The following is a 14,782-nucleotide window of genomic DNA, read 5'->3' as shown; positions in this document are numbered from 1 at the left end:
CAGCCCTCATCAGAAACCGTCCTGCCGGCGTAAAACTTTGAAAGCAGCTTCTACAAGAGACCCATGAAACCTCGGCTGATCGGCTCATAAAGGCGAAAAGCGCCTGGTTCGTGGGTATCTGGATCGCGTCCCGGACAACCCTTTGGGACCACTGATGAGGGTAATAACTGTGCTTGAAGCCTATCGCAAACACGTAGCAGAGCGTGCCGCTCAGGGTATCGTGCCCCAGCCGCTGAACGCCGAACAAACCGCAGGCCTGGTCGAGCTGCTGAAAAACCCGCCGGCTGGCGAAGAAGAATTCCTCGTAGACCTGATCACCAACCGTGTACCGCCGGGCGTGGACGAAGCGGCCTACGTCAAGGCCGGTTTCCTCTCTGCCGTTGCCAAGGGCGAAGCCACTTCCCCCCTGATCAGCAAACAGCGCGCAGTCGAGCTGCTGGGTACCATGCAAGGTGGCTACAACATCGCCACCCTGGTCGAAATGCTGGATGACGCTGCCCTGGGCGCCGTGGCCGCCGAGCAACTCAAGCACACCCTGCTGATGTTCGACGCCTTCCACGACGTCGCCGAGAAAGCCAAGGCCGGCAACGCCAACGCCAAAGCCGTGCTGCAGTCCTGGGCCGATGGCGAGTGGTTCACCAACAAGCCGGCCATCGCCGAGAAATACAGCCTGGCCGTGTTCAAGGTGCCGGGCGAAACCAACACCGACGACCTGTCCCCTGCCCCGGACGCCTGGTCGCGCCCCGACATCCCGCTGCACGCCCTGGCCATGCTGAAAATGGCTCGCGACGGCATCGTCCCTGAGCAGCAAGGCGCCATCGGCCCGCTGAAGCAGATCGAAGAGATCAAGGCCAAGGGCTTCCCGGTCGCCTACGTCGGTGACGTGGTCGGTACCGGTTCTTCCCGTAAGTCCGCCACCAACTCGGTGCTGTGGTTCTTCGGCGACGACATTCCGTACGTGCCGAACAAGCGCGCTGGCGGCTTCTGCTTCGGTACCAAGATCGCCCCGATCTTCTACAACACCATGGAAGACGCTGGCGCCCTGCCGATCGAGTTCGACGTGTCGAACATCAACATGGGCGACGTGATCGACGTCTACCCCTATGCGGGCAAGGTCTGCAAGCACGGCACCGACGAAGTCATCACCACCTTCGAGCTGAAGACCCCTGTGCTGCTCGACGAGGTCCGCGCTGGCGGCCGTATCCCGCTGATCGTCGGCCGTGGCCTGACCGAGAAGGCGCGTGCCGAACTGGGCCTGGGCTCCTCCGACCTGTTCAAGAAGCCGGAGCAACCGGCTGACAGCGGCAAGGGCTTCACCCTGGCGCAGAAGATGGTCGGCAAGGCCTGCGGCGTCGAAGGCGTACGTCCGGGCACCTACTGCGAACCGAAGATGACCACCGTCGGTTCCCAGGACACCACCGGCCCGATGACCCGCGACGAGCTGAAAGACCTGGCGTGCCTGGGCTTCTCGGCTGACCTGGTGATGCAGTCCTTCTGCCACACCGCTGCCTATCCGAAGCCGATCGACGTCACCACCCACCACACCCTGCCGGATTTCATCCGCACCCGTGGCGGCGTGTCCCTGCGTCCGGGCGACGGCATCATCCATAGCTGGCTGAACCGCATGCTGCTGCCGGATACCGTCGGCACCGGTGGCGACTCGCACACCCGCTTCCCGATCGGCATTTCCTTCCCGGCTGGCTCCGGCCTGGTGGCCTTCGCCGCCGCCACCGGCGTGATGCCGCTGGACATGCCAGAATCGGTCCTGGTGCGTTTCAAGGGCAAGATGCAACCGGGTATCACCCTGCGTGACCTGGTTCATGCGATCCCTTACTACGCCATCCAGAAAGGTCTGCTGACCGTCGAGAAGAAAGGCAAGAAGAACATCTTCTCCGGCCGCATCCTCGAGATCGAAGGCCTGGACAACCTGACCGTCGAGCAGGCGTTCGAGCTGTCCGACGCCTCCGCCGAGCGTTCGGCTGCCGGCTGCACCATCAAACTGCCGGAAGCGGCCATCGCCGAATACCTGCAGTCCAACATCACCCTGCTGCGCTGGATGATCAGCGAAGGCTACGGTGATGCCCGTACCCTGGAGCGTCGTGCCCAGGCGATGGAAGCCTGGCTGGCCAACCCGGTGCTGATGGAAGCCGACAAGGACGCCGAGTACGCCGAAGTCATCGAGATCGACCTGTCCCAGCTCAACGAGCCGGTACTCTGCGCCCCGAACGACCCGGACGACGCCCGTCTGCTGTCCAGCGTGGCCGGCGACAAGATCGACGAAGTATTCATCGGTTCGTGCATGACCAACATCGGTCACTTCCGCGCTGCCGGCAAGCTGCTGGACAAGGTCAAGGGTGGTATCCCGACCCGTCTGTGGCTGTCGCCGCCGACCAAGATGGATGCTCACCAGCTGACCGAGGAAGGCTACTACGGCATCTACGGCAAGGCCGGTGCACGCATGGAGATGCCGGGCTGCTCGCTGTGCATGGGTAACCAGGCACGTGTGGCTGCCAACTCCACCGTGGTCTCGACCTCTACCCGTAACTTCCCGAACCGTCTGGGCGATGGCGCCAACGTGTACCTAGCCTCTGCCGAACTGGCAGCGGTCGCCTCGATTCTCGGCAAGCTGCCGACCGTCGAGGAGTACATGGCCTACGCGAAGGATATCGACAGCATGGCTGGCGACATCTACCGCTACCTGAGCTTCGACCAGATCGCCGACTTCCGTGAAGCGGCGGCCAACGCCAAGATCCCGGTCGTTCAGGCCTGATCCCAGCGTTGTAGAAAAAGAGCCCCGCCTAGTGCGGGGCTCTTTCGTTTGCTTCTCTGTATGTTGTGGAAGCTGCTTGCTGCTTGCTGGATCGGCATTTTGCCTGCCTGTCGCTCTGGACGTCGCTGCAGTGCATTCAGAAGCTCCAAGGTTCGCCGCATCCTCGGGCGACTCACTTTTCGTTGAAATCGAAGCGCTGCTCAGAGCAAAGAAAGGCAAGCAAAAGTGACTCCCCGGAGGGCGAAACGGAAGCCATCAGTAGAACGCGACAAGCAGCCCGACAACACCGAAAACCACCGCACAATCACACCAACTCGCAACCTTGCGCGTTTATCGGCTCAGGCTCGGCAGGTTCATATCTGCGCTAAGGTTAAGGGCAGACGCACACTCATTCACGCGCCGCCGCCACTGGCCCCGGCTGGAACCTCGGTGTAGCGTCGACACCGAGGGCGGCGCCTCGCTCGAGGAGGCCACACCCATGAGCGCACTCACCTGCACCCACCGCGACCACACCATCCGCGCTACGGTCATGGAACACCCCGGCCTGCCCACCCCATGGGCCGGTGGCTGCCAGATCACCGAACCTGACGGCAAAACCAGCAAACGTCTGACCCTGCCGGTGGACTACGCCTTCATGACCGACCTGGAAAAGGCCCAGCGCGCTTCCATCGCCCATGGCAAATGGTTGGTGGATCAGAAGTTGGACCACGGTCGCAACTGGCATTGAGGTAGGGTGCGCTGTGGCACCGCGATTTTTGCATGTGCATGGTCGGTGCGCACGGCGCACCCTACGGGTGTAACTGGCGCCTGGATGAACTCCGCGGGGAAGCGGAAACGCCTCCCGGATTGCATCCGGGCTACGCATGCTCTCTACGAGCGTTCGCGCAAGGGATCGAGCAACGGTTTGAGGCCGTTGTGGTCGATTTCCTGCATCAACGCCAACAACTGGCCCAGCTCGCCCTTGGGAAAGCCCTCACGGGCGAACCAGTTGAGGTAATGGCCTGGCAGGTCGGCGATCAACCGATCCTTGTACTTGCCATAGGGCATACGGCGGGTCACCAGGAGTTTCAGCGCTTCGGGGTTCATGATGGGCTCCGCAGCCAGAAAAAAAGGCCTGCCATTGTGCCAGGGCCTCAGCGGCAAAGTGCGTCATGAACGAAATCCAGCCGATCCTGACCGAAGAACATTTCGCCTTCGACGAAGCAGGTCGGCGCGCCGAACACGCCACGGGCAACGGCCTCTTCGGTGCTGGCCTTGAGCGCTGCCTTCACTTCCGGCTCGACGCTCTGCGCCTGCAACGCGGCTGCGTCGAAGCCTGCGCCAACCAACACCTCGCTCACGCAGGCAGGGTCGGCGAGATTCGCCCCGCCCACCCAGATGGCCTCGAACAGCCCATGCACGGCATCGTAGAGGCGTGCCGGCTGATGCATTTGCACCGCCACCAGCAAGCGCATCAGGGCCAGGGTGTTGATGGGGAAATGCGGGTTGAAGCGCAGCGGCACGGCAAAGCGCTCGGCACAGCGGGCCAGGTCGCGCATCAGGTATCGGCCCTTGGCCGGAATCAGTACCGGCGAGGCGTTGCCGGTGGCCTGGAACACGGCGCCGAGCAACATCGGTCGATACAGCAACTCGGCACCTGCTTCACGGCACAGGGCCGGCAACTGGGTATGCGCCAGGTAGGAGGCCGGGCTGCCCAGGTCGAAGAAGAATTCCACGGTCTTGCTCATGACCACCTCTGTTTGCAATGGAGATATGCTTGGCGCTCATCAGGGCAACCTGATGGCCAGTGTAGGCGCCTGCCTCATATCCTTCGACATGCTCGCATACAGATTACAGTCTGTCGGCTGAGCGCGGATGCCGTTAGGCTACGCAGATCTTTTCTGCCTCAGGATCGAGCCATGCCCTACCCCCCCTCCCCGCTGGTCGGCGAAACCCCGCTGCACGCCATCGAAGTACGCATTCTCGGCTGCCTGATCGAAAAGCAACTGACTACCCCGGAAAGCTACCCGCTGACCCTCAATGCCGTGCAACTGGCCTGCAACCAGAAGACCAGCCGCGAACCGTTGATGACCCTGGAGACCGGCGAAGTCGGGCGCTACCTGCGCAGCCTGGAAGGCCGCAAGCTGGTGCATCTGGTGATGGGCAGCCGCGCCGACCGCTGGGAACAGCGCTGCGACAGGCAACTGGAGCTGGTCAAGCCGCAGACCGCGCTGCTCGGCCTGCTGCTGTTACGCGGCCCGCAGACCCTCAACGAGCTGCTGACCCGCAGCAACCGCATGCACGACTTCGATGACGTGGAAGAGATCCAGCACCAGTTGGAACGATTGGTCGGCCGTGGCCTGGCCGTGCTGCTGCCACGCCAGAGCGGGCAGCGCGAGGATCGCTACATGCACCTGCTGGGCGAGCCCACCGATCTGGAAAGCCTGCTGGCCAGCCGCGCCAGTACTCGCAGCGAAGCCTCGGCACCTAATGAGGATCGGCTGGTCGAACTGGAAGCGCGTATCGCCGCACTCGAAGAACGTCTGGCGCGCCTGGAGGGCGCGCAGTAAACCAAGGAGCCTCGCATTGAACCTCACCACCCGCCTCTGCCTCATGCTCACCGCCACCCTGCTCGCCTCTGGTTGCAGCAGCACCGCTGAAAAACCGGCTTCTGCCGCTGCCCCGAGCGGCTCCACACATGACAGTTGCACCTCATCCGCCGCCGAACACTTCAAGGGCCAGAGCGCCAGCCCGGAGCTGCTCGAACAGGCCCGCCAGGAGGCCGGTGCCAGCAGCGCACGTATCCTCACACCACGCAGCGTGGTGACCCTGGAATACAACGGTCAGCGCCTGAATCTGAATGTCGATGAACAGGGCGTCATCACCCGAGTGTCCTGCGGCTGAGCCTTACCCGGTGCGGGCTTGCCCGCACCAACCTCTGGCGCAACGATGATTAGCGCGCTAACGTAAGCACTCCTTCATCCCACAGACCTCTGCCATGAAATCTCCCGTGGAACCCTGCACCGAGTTGATGCTGGACAACCAGCTCTGCTTCGCCCTCTATTCCACCTCGCTGATGATGACCAAGACCTACAAGCCCTTGTTGCAGGCGCTCGGTCTCACCTACCCGCAATACCTGGCCATGCTGGTGCTGTGGGAAAACGACGGCATCACCGTCAGCGAGATCAGCGCGCGCATGCTCACCGACCCGGGCTCGCTCACCCCATTGCTCAAACGCCTGGAGAGCGAGGGCCTGCTGCAACGCCGACGCAGCAGCGAAGACGAACGCGTGGTGCAGCTATACCTAACCGACCAAGGCCGCGCCCTGCATGAACAGGCCAAGGCAGTGCCGGCCTGCATTCTCAAGGCCACCGGCCTGAACCTGCAACAGCTCGGCGAGCTGCGTGATGACCTGGTCGCACTGCGCAGCAACCTGCAAGACGCCCTCTGATTGCAGAGATGAACGTGAGACGAATCTTTCCGGGTGCGCCTAGCGCCCCCTACGCTCTGCTACACACCATTCCCGCCTAGAACTGCACTGCAAGCCGCGCCCCATCTGCTTATTCCATTCACCCCGACCACATATAGCTAAATGACCCATGGATTTATATTGCGCACTAAATATTTGCGCATTAGAGTTCACTCCATGGATACGGTTAGTGCGCAAACAATTAGCGAACCAATCCATCAACTACCAACCCTGATGAGGAAAATCGCCATGACCATCGAAAACGTTCTCTACCGCGCCACCGCTGAAGCCTTTGGTGGCCGTGAAGGCCGCGCCGTCTCCTCCGACGGTGTCCTCGACATCGCCCTGACCACCCCGAAAGAACTCGGCGGCGCAGGCGGCAACGGCACCAATCCGGAACAACTGTTCGCTGCCGGCTACTCCGCCTGCTTCCTTGGCGCCCTGAAGTTCGTCGCCGCTCGCGACAAGCTGAGCATTCCGGCGGACACCTTCATCGAAGGCACCGTGGGCATCGGCGCCATCCCCACCGGTTTCGGCATCGAAGTGGAACTGCGTATCAGCCTGCCAGGCCTGGATCGCGACGCTGCGCAAACCCTGGTGGATCGCGCGCACATCGTCTGCCCGTACTCCAACGCAACCCGCGGCAACATCGACGTCACCCTGACCATCGTCTGACCGATCCTGCGCCGGGCTCCCCGGCGCCCCCACTAAAAGGAACAGGAACATGAACATCTCGCGCACCCTGACCGCTGGCTTGCTCGCCCTGGCCATCAACAGCAGTTTTGCCGCCGGCAGCCCCGGCGTGGAACGTACCACTCAGGGCTTCCTCGATGCCCTGGCAGCAGGCGGCGGTCAGCCGCTGGAAACCCTTTCGCCGAAAGATGCTCGTGCCGTGCTGGTCGGCGCTCAGGCCGGGGTCAAGGTGGATTTGTCAGGTATCATGGTCGACACCAAGGTGATCCAGGTGAATGGCCAGTCGCTCACCCTCAAGGTGGTACGTCCCGAAGGTGCGCGCGGCATTCTGCCGGGTTTCATGTTCTTCCACGGCGGTGGCTGGGTACTGGGTGACTATCCGACCCACGCACGCCTGATCCGTGATCTGGTAGTGGGCTCCGGCGCCGCAGCGATCTACGTCGACTACACGCCGTCGCCGGAGGCCAAGTACCCGACCGCGATCAACCAGGCTTATGCCGCAACCAAGTGGGTAGCCGACAACGGCAGCCAGATCGGTGTCGACGGTTCGCGCCTGGCGGTGGCCGGCAACAGTGTCGGCGGCAACATGGCGGCTGTGGTCGCGATCAAGGCCAAGGAGGCTGGCACGCCGAAACTTCGCGCTCAGGTGCTGCTGTGGCCGGTGACCGACGCCAACTTCAACAATGCGTCGTACAACCAGTTCGCCGAAGGCCACTTCCTGACCCGCGGCATGATGGAATGGTTCTGGGACAACTACACCACCGACCCGAAACAGCGTAACGAGTTCCATGCATCGCCGCTGCGCGCCAGCCTGGAACAACTCAAAGGTCTGCCGCCAGCACTGGTGCAGACCGCCGAGATGGATGTGCTACGTGACGAAGGCGAAGCCTACGCTCGCCGCCTGAACGCCGCTGGCGTACCGGTGACCGCCGTGCGCTACAACGGCATGATCCACGACTACGGCCTGCTCAATGTCGTGGCTGAAGTCCCGGCCGTACGTACTGCCCTGGATCAGGCTGCGCAGACGCTGAAGAACAGCCTCAAGTAAGCGGCTGAAAAACGAAACCCCGCCACCGTAACGGTCACGGGGTTTCATTCTTGTAGGAGCTGCTGGGCCACATCGCACTTTAGCTGCGGGTTGTTTCTGTCACGGCTAAAGCCCCTCCCACTAGCCCGTGAGCTTACGCCTGGCTACGCACCTGCTCCCAGGTCAGATCCAGGCACTTGCGCGCTTTCTCGACCAGCTCATCCACTTCTGCCTGGCTGATCACCAAGGGCGGCGCGATGATCATGGTGTCACCCACGGCACGCATGATCAGACCGTTGTCGAAACAGTGGCCACGGCAGACCATGCCAGCAGCCATTTCATCCGGGTAACGCTTGCGCGCGGCCTTGTCCTGCACCAGTTCGATGGCGCCGAGCATGCCCAGGCCGCGCACTTCACCCACCAGCGGGTGATCGGCCAGCTCACGCAGACGACGCTGCAAATAGGGTGCCGTTTCTGCCTTGACCCGCTCGACGATGCCTTCTTCCTTGAGAATGCGCAGGTTCTCCAGGCCCACCGCCGCTGCCACCGGGTGACCGGAGTAGGTGAAGCCGTGGTTGAAGTCGCCGTGCGCCTCGATCACCTCGAACACCTTGTCGCTGACGATCAGCCCGCCCATGGGCACGTAGCCGCTGGTCAGGCCCTTGGCAATGGTCATCAGGTCGGGTTTCAGATCGTAGTACTGGCTGCCGAACCACTCGCCGGTACGACCAAAGCCACAGATCACCTCGTCGGCGACGAAGAGGATGTCGTACTTGCCGAGGATTTCCTTGATACGCGGCCAGTAGGTTTCGGGCGGGATGATCACGCCGCCAGCGCCCTGCACCGGCTCGGCAATAAAGGCCGCCACATTGTCCTCGCCCAGTTCGAGAATCTTCTTCTCCAACTGGTCGGCAGCCCAGATGCCGAATTCCTCGGGCGATTTGTCGCCGCCCTCGCCAAACCAGTAGGGCTGCGGGATATGGGCAATGCCGGGGATCGGCAGGTCGCCCTGCTCGTGCATGAACTTCATGCCACCGAGGCTGGCACCGGCCACGGTGGAGCCGTGGTAACCGTTCTCACGGCCAATGATGATCTTCTTGCTCGGTTGGCCCTTGCACGCCCAGTAGTGACGCACCAGGCGCAGCATGGTGTCGTTGCCTTCCGAGCCCGAGCCAGTAAAAAACACATGGTTCATGCCGGCCGGCGCCAGTTGCGAGATGGCATGCGCCAGCTCCAGCACCGGCGGGTGGGCGGTCTGGAAGAAGGTGTTGTAGAACGGCAACTGGCGCATCTGCCGAGCAGCGGCCTCGACCAGCTCCTCGCGGCCATAGCCGACAGCCACGCACCACAGGCCGGCCATGCCGTCGAGGATCTTGTGGCCCTCGCTGTCCCACAGGTGCACGCCCTTTGCCTCGGTGATGATGCGCGGGCCCTTCTCGGCCAGTTGCCTGTAATCACTGAACGGCGCCAGATGATGGGCCTGGCTCAGGGCCTGCCAATGGGCGGTCTTGGGGTTGTTTACGGCGTTGTTCATGTCGCCTCCTTCTATCCGTGACATCACAGGTACCAGCGGTATTCCCGCGGGCTGATGTCGTGCATGAAGGCCAGGTGATCCTGGCGTTTGTTCTCGCAATAGACCATGACGAACTCGCTGCCGAGGCCGGCGGCAACGCGCTCGCTGGCCTGCATGCAGCGCACGGCGTCGAGCATGTCCTTGGGAAAGTCGACGCCGCTGGCACGGTCGTCATTCAGCGGTGCGATGGGCTCGACCTGGGCATCGAGGCCCTGCTCGATGCTGGTCAGCAATGCCGCCAGCACCAGATAAGGGTTGGCATCGGCACCCGGCAGACGGAACTCCAGGCGCAGGTTGCGCGCGTCCGACTCGGGAATGCGCACGCAGGCGTCGCGATCCTCGAAGCCCCAACTGGCCTTGCTCGCCGAGTTCACCTGGGCGCCGAAGCGGCGGTAACTGTTGTGGTTCGGCGCGTAGATCGGCATCAGTTCCGGCAGCAGCTCCAGGCAACCGGCCACAGCATGGCGCAACGGGCGCTGCTCGTCACGCGCCAACAGGTTTTCGCCAGCCTCGTCGTACAGGCTGACGTGGATATGCATGCCGCTACCCGGGTACTGCAGATACGGCTTGGCCATGAAGCTGGCACGATGGCCGTACTTGAGCGCCACGCCACGGGTCACCCGGCAGAACAGCGCCGACCAGTCGGCCGCCTGCATGGGATCGGCGTTGTGACTGAAGTTGATCTCGAACTGCCCTGGGCCGATCTCGGCGGTGATCACCGTGGTGTCGATACCCTGCAGCCGCGCGGTCTCGCTGATGTCGTCGAGCACCTCGGCAAAGCGCGAGAGCCGCTCGATATGCATGTTCGGCTGGTCGTCGGCATCGCCACTCAGGTCATCGCGCGGGTACTGCGGCAGGCCGTCCTTGAGCGCCTTGTCGAACAGGTAGAACTCCAGCTCGAAGGCCACCACCGGACGAATGCCACGCGCTGCCAGGCGCTTCACCACCCGTGCCAGCACCTCGCGTGGCTCGAACTCGATGGGCGCCTCGGTGCCATCGGAGCTGATCAGCATCTGCCCCAGCGGCTGGCGCTCCCAGTTCACCAGCTTGAGCGTGCCGGGGATCAGCCGCCGAGGTGCATCCGGGTCGCCGTCATGGAAACAGTAGTCGCCGATCTCGTAGAGCCCGCCCTGGGCGCCGAGCAGCACGCAGTTCTGCGGCAGTTTCAGGGCGCTGCCGGCGGCGACCTTCTCCAGCATCTCGATGGGGTAGCGCTTGCCATAGAAATGCCCGGGAATGTCCAGGCAGATCAGGTCGACGAAGCGCACCTCGGGGTGGGTCTGGCGGAATTGGCGGACTTCGTCGAGCAGCTCGACTCGGGTGGCGTTCATTGTGGTTATTTCCGGTTCACGGGAGGTCAGGTGTAGATCCACAACACCCGCGCAGGGGTGTCGCCTTGGTTGGCATAACGCAGGCGCGCATAGCTGGGCACCTGGAAAACATCGCCGGGGTAGAGGGTGGCGCTCTCTTCGTCCTCACCCAGCCACAGCGTCAATTGGCCTTCGAGCACGTAGCCGGCCTGCTCCGAGCGGTCGCTCATCTGCCGCTCGCCACTGCTGGCACCGGGCTCGAGCAGACTGTCGACCACCATGAAGGCGCCCTGCAGCGTCGGCGAGGCCATGATGTCGGTGATGCCCCCGGCCAGGTACAGGGTGCGGCGCTCGTCAGGCCGGGTGACCCAGTCCAGCGCCTTGGGCTTGGGCAGGCTGTAGAAATAGGTGGTGGGCACGTCGAGCGCCTCGGCGATGGCAGTCAGATCCGCCACCGTCGGCCGCGACAGCCCCCGTTCGACCTGCGAGAGAAAGCCCACCGAGCGGCCGATACGCTCGGCCAGCTCGTTCAAGGTGACCTTCTTGTGCTTGCGCAGATCGTGGATGAGCACGGCCAGGGCCGCCATCTCCAGGTTCTGGTTCATCTCGGCGCTGTCCATGTCAGAAGCTGTCTCGCAGTCGATACCAGGCCTTGCCGATGGCCTCCAGGGGCGCAGCCAGGCGTTCGTTGAAGGGGAAGTCGGGGTTGCGCAGTTGCCGGTACAGGGACAATTCCTCGTCATCGCCGAGGATGGCGTCGCTCACCGCGCGGGCTGCGGCCAGGGTCGGCAACACGCCATGGCCAGAGAAGCCCTGCAGCCAGTAACGGCCGTGTTCGCCACCAATATCCGGGGTGCGCGCACGGGTGATGTCGATATGCCCGCCCCAGGCGAAGTCGATGGCTACACCGGACAATTGTGGGAAGACCCTTTGGAGGAAGGGACGCGTGGCCGCCGCCATGTCCTTGGGCAAACCGCCCAGGTAGGTGCAGCCGCCGCCGAACAGCAAGCGGTGATCCGGCGTGCGACGGAAATAATCGAGCACGAACTGGTTGTCGGTAACGCAGGCATTGCGCGGCAGCAACGCCTCGGCACGCTCGGCGCCCAGCGGTGCGGTAGCGATCTGGTAGGTGCCGACCGGCAGGATGCGTCGTGCCAGGCGTGGTTCCAGATCGTCGATATAGGTATTGCAGGCCAGCACCAGGTTGTCGGCCTGCACGCTGCCCTGCCCGGTACGCGCGCGGTAGCCGGCGCCATGAGCTTCCTGGCTCAGCGCGCGGCTCTGCTCGAAGATCTGCCCTCCGCCGCGGACGAAGGCCTCGGCCAGGCCGAGCGCCAATTTGAGCGGGTTGAGGTGCCCGGCCTCGGGATCGTAAAGCCCGGCCTGGTAGCGCTCGCTGGCGACCCATTGCGGCATCTGTTCACGGGAAACGAACTGCAGTGCGCGGTGCCCCCATTTGTAGGCAGCCTCTTCTTGCCACTCATGCAGCAGCGCCACCCGCCTTGGCAGTACCGCCGTCCACAGATGACCGCGGCGGTAGTCGCAATCGAAGCCATGGCGCTGCGGCAACTCGCGCAACTCCCGCGCGGCCCAGGCCATACCATCCCACAGACGGCGGGCACCTTCGAGGCCGACGCTCTTCTCCAGCGGCGGCATGTCGCAGGACCAGCCCAGAATCGCCTGCCCGCCATTGCGACCGGAAGCCGCCCAGGCCACCCGACTGGCTTCCAGCAGGATAACCCGCTTGCCTGCCTCTGCCAGGCGCAGGGCCGTATGCAAGCCGCTGAAGCCAGCGCCAATCACCACCACATCGCAGCGCCGCTCGCCTTGCAGCGTCGGGTAGTTCGTCAGTTGCGCCGCACAGGTGGCGGCGTAGTAACTGTCGACGTGCTGATTGGCCTGATGGAACATGAACGACTCATGAAATTATTTAAAATTAATTTCATGAAAATCTATAGAGATAAATTCACAAAGGCAAGCTGGGCGGCTTGAAAGCCCCTGAAACACTCTCCGGAGGCAACCTCAGGCGACCTGCCGGTGCAGCTCCACGGCACATTCGAGATGGGTGAAGAGCGCTTCGTCTATCGCTTGTGCCAACACCTGACGCAGACCTTCGCTGCCGAGAAAGGCGTCTCGCGCGGCGGCCGAGCGCCATTGCCCCTCGACCTGCCAGGTCAGCGGATCACTGCGCAGCGAGAAAATCCGCAGGTGCTGACAACCGGGAATGCTTCGGCCTACCTCGTCCAGCCGAGCCAGGCACTGCCCCAACCGGGTCGAACGATCGTGACGGGCGCGAACGGTCATACGATGAATGATGCTCATGGCAACCTCCTGGAATTGAATCAGTACAGACCGGCAGCATTTCGCTGCAATACATGGGGCGCTGCTTGCGGCCCGGAGAACGCCGCGCCGCCACCGCTTCTGCAGTCGAGCCAGGCCGTGGCGAGTAACAAAAGCGTCAGCGGCGCGATCAGCCATTTGCTCGACATCACTCGCTCCTTGATTGACTTATTGGCACCGCTCGCGGGTGAGATGGCTGATGCATGCGTTCGAGCCGAGACCGGCGCGATGACTAGAGAGATTAGTGATGGACTCATCGCGGCGTTAGTCGATTACTGGCAAATTCTTGCCTAAAACTGCAGTCGTAAAAATTGCAGCAGCAAGGCACGCAGAGCAGACGAAATCATGGAGAGACTCCGTATCACGGGCTATTTGCCCATTACTGGCAAATAATTGCCTAATCCTGCCACCCCTCATGACTTGCCTGAAAAACCTGGCTAGGCTTCGCTGACTTTACGGAGGCGCGCCATGCCATCACCCATTCACACCGCCACGAATCTCGACACCCCTCTGGCCGAACTCAGCCATGAAATGGCGCGCCTCGTCGAGCGCTTCGTGCCTGACGATGGCTTGCACCTCACGGCCATTCCCGGCCTCAAACTGGCGCGCGCCACCTCGCCAAGCCTGCCGATGCAGACGGTCTACGACCCCTGCCTGTGCATCATCGCCCAAGGCCGCAAGGAGATACGCCTGGGCGAGGAGCTCTATGTCTACGACCCGCTCAATTACCTGGTGGCGTCGGTGATGCTACCGGTTACCGGCCGGGTGATCGAAGCCAGCCCGGAGGCACCCTACCTGAGCATCGCACTGGAGATCGACCCAGCCCTGATCAGCAGCCTGCTCACCGAAATGCCACCCATCCCGGTGCCTGATGCGGCCTCGCAACGCGCCCTGTTTCTCGACCGTCTCGATCCGCGCCTGCTGGATGCGGTGATCCGCCTGCTGCGCCTGCTGGAAACCCCACGCGACATCGCCATGCTGGCACCACTGGCGCTACGCGAGATCTTCTATCGGATGCTGCTCAGCCCGCAGGGCCATCGCCTGCATGAAGTGGTGATAGCCGACAGCCAGAGTCAACGCATCTCCCGCGCCATCGAATGGCTACGCAGCAATTTCGACCAGCCGTTGCGCATCGAGGAGTTGGCCCGCGAGGTGAACCTGAGCCCGTCGACCCTGCATCACCGCTTCAAGGCCGTCACGGCTTTCAGCCCGCTGCAATATCAGAAGCAACTGCGCCTGCAAGAGGCTCGCCGCCTGATGCTGTGCGACAACCTCGAAGCAGCCGCGGCAAGCTATCGCGTGGGTTATGAAAGCCCCTCGCAGTTCAGCCGCGAGTACAGCCGCCTGTTCGGCGCGCCACCGCAGCGCGACATTGCCCGCCTGCGGCAGGCGGGGCAGGGTCAGGTAGCGTCCTGAGAGCAGCCAGGCAGGAGGTACGAACAGCCCCCCTACAACCCCATCTGCTTGGCAATGATCTCGTTCATGATCTCCCGCGTGCCGCCGCCGATGGAGAGGATGCGGTTGTCGCGGTACAGGTGCTCGACCAGGGATTCGCGCCATGAAGGCCCAGATTCCGCACCGCCGGCTTCTGTGGGAGGCGCTTCAGCGGCGAGCTTTTCCG

At 63.0% G+C, this 14,782-nt stretch carries 16 protein-coding genes and 1 pseudogene; 9 read left to right on the top strand and 8 right to left on the bottom strand.

Annotation, left to right across the window (positions count from 1 at the left end):
- Positions 1-169: 169 nt before the first annotated feature.
- On the top strand, positions 170-2,770 hold the full coding sequence (gene acnB, locus OU800_RS11045) for a bifunctional aconitate hydratase 2/2-methylisocitrate dehydratase (RefSeq protein WP_268183753.1): 2,601 nt from the start codon (positions 170-172) through the stop codon (positions 2,768-2,770).
- 478 nt (positions 2,771-3,248) lie between these two features.
- Positions 3,249-3,497 carry a hypothetical protein gene (locus OU800_RS11040; protein WP_268183750.1) on the top strand — a complete coding sequence of 83 codons (249 nt, stop codon included), beginning with the start codon at positions 3,249-3,251 and terminating at the stop codon, positions 3,495-3,497.
- Positions 3,498-3,640: 143 nt separating this feature from the next.
- On the opposite strand, the gene OU800_RS11035 is transcribed toward OU800_RS11040, so the two are convergent.
- Positions 3,641-3,856, bottom strand: a complete 216-nt coding sequence (locus tag OU800_RS11035) for a DUF3820 family protein (protein ID WP_268183748.1) — start codon at positions 3,854-3,856, stop codon at positions 3,641-3,643.
- Between the two features lie 47 nt (positions 3,857-3,903).
- Positions 3,904-4,497, bottom strand: coding sequence for a 2-hydroxychromene-2-carboxylate isomerase (locus OU800_RS11030; protein ID WP_268183746.1), 594 nt, complete (start codon positions 4,495-4,497; stop codon positions 3,904-3,906).
- 171 nt (positions 4,498-4,668) lie between these two features.
- Between OU800_RS11030 and OU800_RS11025 the strand changes: the two genes are divergently transcribed.
- The 5 genes from OU800_RS11025 (at position 4,669) to OU800_RS11005 (ending at position 7,959) form a co-directional block, all read left to right on the top strand.
- The gene (locus tag OU800_RS11025) at positions 4,669-5,319 is read left to right on the top strand and encodes a YceH family protein (RefSeq protein ID WP_268183744.1); all 651 of its coding nucleotides are present in this window, start codon (positions 4,669-4,671) and stop codon (positions 5,317-5,319) included.
- Between the two features lie 43 nt (positions 5,320-5,362).
- On the top strand, positions 5,363-5,653 hold the full coding sequence (locus tag OU800_RS11020; RefSeq protein ID WP_268184283.1) for an I78 family peptidase inhibitor: 291 nt from the start codon (positions 5,363-5,365) through the stop codon (positions 5,651-5,653).
- 94 nt (positions 5,654-5,747) lie between these two features.
- On the top strand, positions 5,748-6,200 hold the full coding sequence (locus OU800_RS11015; protein WP_268183743.1) for a MarR family winged helix-turn-helix transcriptional regulator: 453 nt from the start codon (positions 5,748-5,750) through the stop codon (positions 6,198-6,200).
- A gap of 267 nt (positions 6,201-6,467) precedes the next feature.
- Positions 6,468-6,893, top strand: coding sequence for an organic hydroperoxide resistance protein (locus OU800_RS11010; protein ID WP_268183741.1), 426 nt, complete (start codon positions 6,468-6,470; stop codon positions 6,891-6,893).
- Positions 6,894-6,942: 49 nt separating this feature from the next.
- A complete protein-coding gene (locus OU800_RS11005) occupies positions 6,943-7,959 on the top strand; it encodes an alpha/beta hydrolase (protein WP_268183739.1) in 1,017 nt (338 codons plus the stop codon).
- 133 nt (positions 7,960-8,092) lie between these two features.
- Here OU800_RS11005 and OU800_RS11000 read toward each other — a convergent pair whose 3' ends face one another.
- From OU800_RS11000 to OU800_RS10980, 5 genes are all read right to left on the bottom strand, one after another.
- Positions 8,093-9,472 carry an aspartate aminotransferase family protein gene (locus OU800_RS11000; protein WP_268183737.1) on the bottom strand — a complete coding sequence of 460 codons (1,380 nt, stop codon included), beginning with the start codon at positions 9,470-9,472 and terminating at the stop codon, positions 8,093-8,095.
- Positions 9,473-9,495: 23 nt separating this feature from the next.
- Positions 9,496-10,842, bottom strand: coding sequence for a glutamine synthetase family protein (locus OU800_RS10995; protein ID WP_268183735.1), 1,347 nt, complete (start codon positions 10,840-10,842; stop codon positions 9,496-9,498).
- A gap of 26 nt (positions 10,843-10,868) precedes the next feature.
- Positions 10,869-11,426, bottom strand: a complete 558-nt coding sequence (locus OU800_RS10990; protein ID WP_268183733.1) for a helix-turn-helix domain-containing protein — start codon at positions 11,424-11,426, stop codon at positions 10,869-10,871.
- 16 nt (positions 11,427-11,442) lie between these two features.
- Positions 11,443-12,732 carry an NAD(P)/FAD-dependent oxidoreductase gene (locus OU800_RS10985; RefSeq protein ID WP_268183731.1) on the bottom strand — a complete coding sequence of 430 codons (1,290 nt, stop codon included), beginning with the start codon at positions 12,730-12,732 and terminating at the stop codon, positions 11,443-11,445.
- Positions 12,733-12,843: 111 nt separating this feature from the next.
- Entirely contained in the window at positions 12,844-13,143 is a 300-nt protein-coding gene (locus OU800_RS10980) for an antibiotic biosynthesis monooxygenase (RefSeq protein WP_268183728.1), read from the bottom strand.
- Between OU800_RS10980 and OU800_RS10975 the strand changes: the two genes are divergently transcribed.
- Together OU800_RS10975 and OU800_RS10970 are read left to right on the top strand one after the other, a co-directional pair.
- Positions 13,129-13,455 (top strand): hypothetical protein, encoded by a 327-nt coding sequence (locus OU800_RS10975; protein WP_268183726.1) that lies wholly within the window; start codon positions 13,129-13,131, stop codon positions 13,453-13,455. The genes OU800_RS10980 and OU800_RS10975 overlap by 15 nt on opposite strands.
- A gap of 174 nt (positions 13,456-13,629) precedes the next feature.
- A complete protein-coding gene (locus OU800_RS10970; protein WP_268183724.1) occupies positions 13,630-14,577 on the top strand; it encodes an AraC family transcriptional regulator in 948 nt (315 codons plus the stop codon).
- A gap of 32 nt (positions 14,578-14,609) precedes the next feature.
- On the opposite strand, the pseudogene OU800_RS10965 reads toward OU800_RS10970, so the two are convergent.
- Positions 14,610-14,717 (bottom strand): annotated as a pseudogene (locus tag OU800_RS10965) (acyl-CoA dehydrogenase family protein); the annotation flags it as partial.
- Between the last annotated feature and the right edge of the window lie 65 nt (positions 14,718-14,782).

Origin of the sequence: Pseudomonas sp. GOM7 (assembly GCF_026723825.1) — a bacterium.
Taxonomy (GTDB): domain Bacteria; phylum Pseudomonadota; class Gammaproteobacteria; order Pseudomonadales; family Pseudomonadaceae; genus Aquipseudomonas.
Note: the sequence above shows the minus strand (reverse complement) of the source record. Positions and strands in the feature narration are given on the sequence as shown.

What these genes read in the sequence shown, in the direction of transcription:
- OU800_RS10995 (WP_268183735.1), bottom strand. Translation starts at nt 10,842, where the DNA reads ATGAACGCCACCCGAGTCGAGCTGCTCGACGAAGTCCGCCAATTCCGC.
- OU800_RS10985 (WP_268183731.1), bottom strand. Translation starts at nt 12,732, where the DNA reads ATGTTCCATCAGGCCAATCAGCACGTCGACAGTTACTACGCCGCCACC.
- OU800_RS10970 (WP_268183724.1), top strand. Translation starts at nt 13,630, where the DNA reads ATGCCATCACCCATTCACACCGCCACGAATCTCGACACCCCTCTGGCC.
- OU800_RS10980 (WP_268183728.1), bottom strand. Translation starts at nt 13,143, where the DNA reads ATGAGCATCATTCATCGTATGACCGTTCGCGCCCGTCACGATCGTTCG.
- OU800_RS11015 (WP_268183743.1), top strand. Translation starts at nt 5,748, where the DNA reads ATGAAATCTCCCGTGGAACCCTGCACCGAGTTGATGCTGGACAACCAG.
- OU800_RS11005 (WP_268183739.1), top strand. Translation starts at nt 6,943, where the DNA reads ATGAACATCTCGCGCACCCTGACCGCTGGCTTGCTCGCCCTGGCCATC.
- OU800_RS11035 (WP_268183748.1), bottom strand. Translation starts at nt 3,856, where the DNA reads ATGAACCCCGAAGCGCTGAAACTCCTGGTGACCCGCCGTATGCCCTAT.
- OU800_RS10975 (WP_268183726.1), top strand. Translation starts at nt 13,129, where the DNA reads ATGAATGATGCTCATGGCAACCTCCTGGAATTGAATCAGTACAGACCG.
- OU800_RS11000 (WP_268183737.1), bottom strand. Translation starts at nt 9,472, where the DNA reads ATGAACAACGCCGTAAACAACCCCAAGACCGCCCATTGGCAGGCCCTG.
- OU800_RS11040 (WP_268183750.1), top strand. Translation starts at nt 3,249, where the DNA reads ATGAGCGCACTCACCTGCACCCACCGCGACCACACCATCCGCGCTACG.
- OU800_RS11020 (WP_268184283.1), top strand. Translation starts at nt 5,363, where the DNA reads ATGCTCACCGCCACCCTGCTCGCCTCTGGTTGCAGCAGCACCGCTGAA.
- OU800_RS11010 (WP_268183741.1), top strand. Translation starts at nt 6,468, where the DNA reads ATGACCATCGAAAACGTTCTCTACCGCGCCACCGCTGAAGCCTTTGGT.
- OU800_RS10990 (WP_268183733.1), bottom strand. Translation starts at nt 11,426, where the DNA reads ATGAACCAGAACCTGGAGATGGCGGCCCTGGCCGTGCTCATCCACGAT.
- OU800_RS11030 (WP_268183746.1), bottom strand. Translation starts at nt 4,497, where the DNA reads ATGAGCAAGACCGTGGAATTCTTCTTCGACCTGGGCAGCCCGGCCTCC.
- OU800_RS11025 (WP_268183744.1), top strand. Translation starts at nt 4,669, where the DNA reads ATGCCCTACCCCCCCTCCCCGCTGGTCGGCGAAACCCCGCTGCACGCC.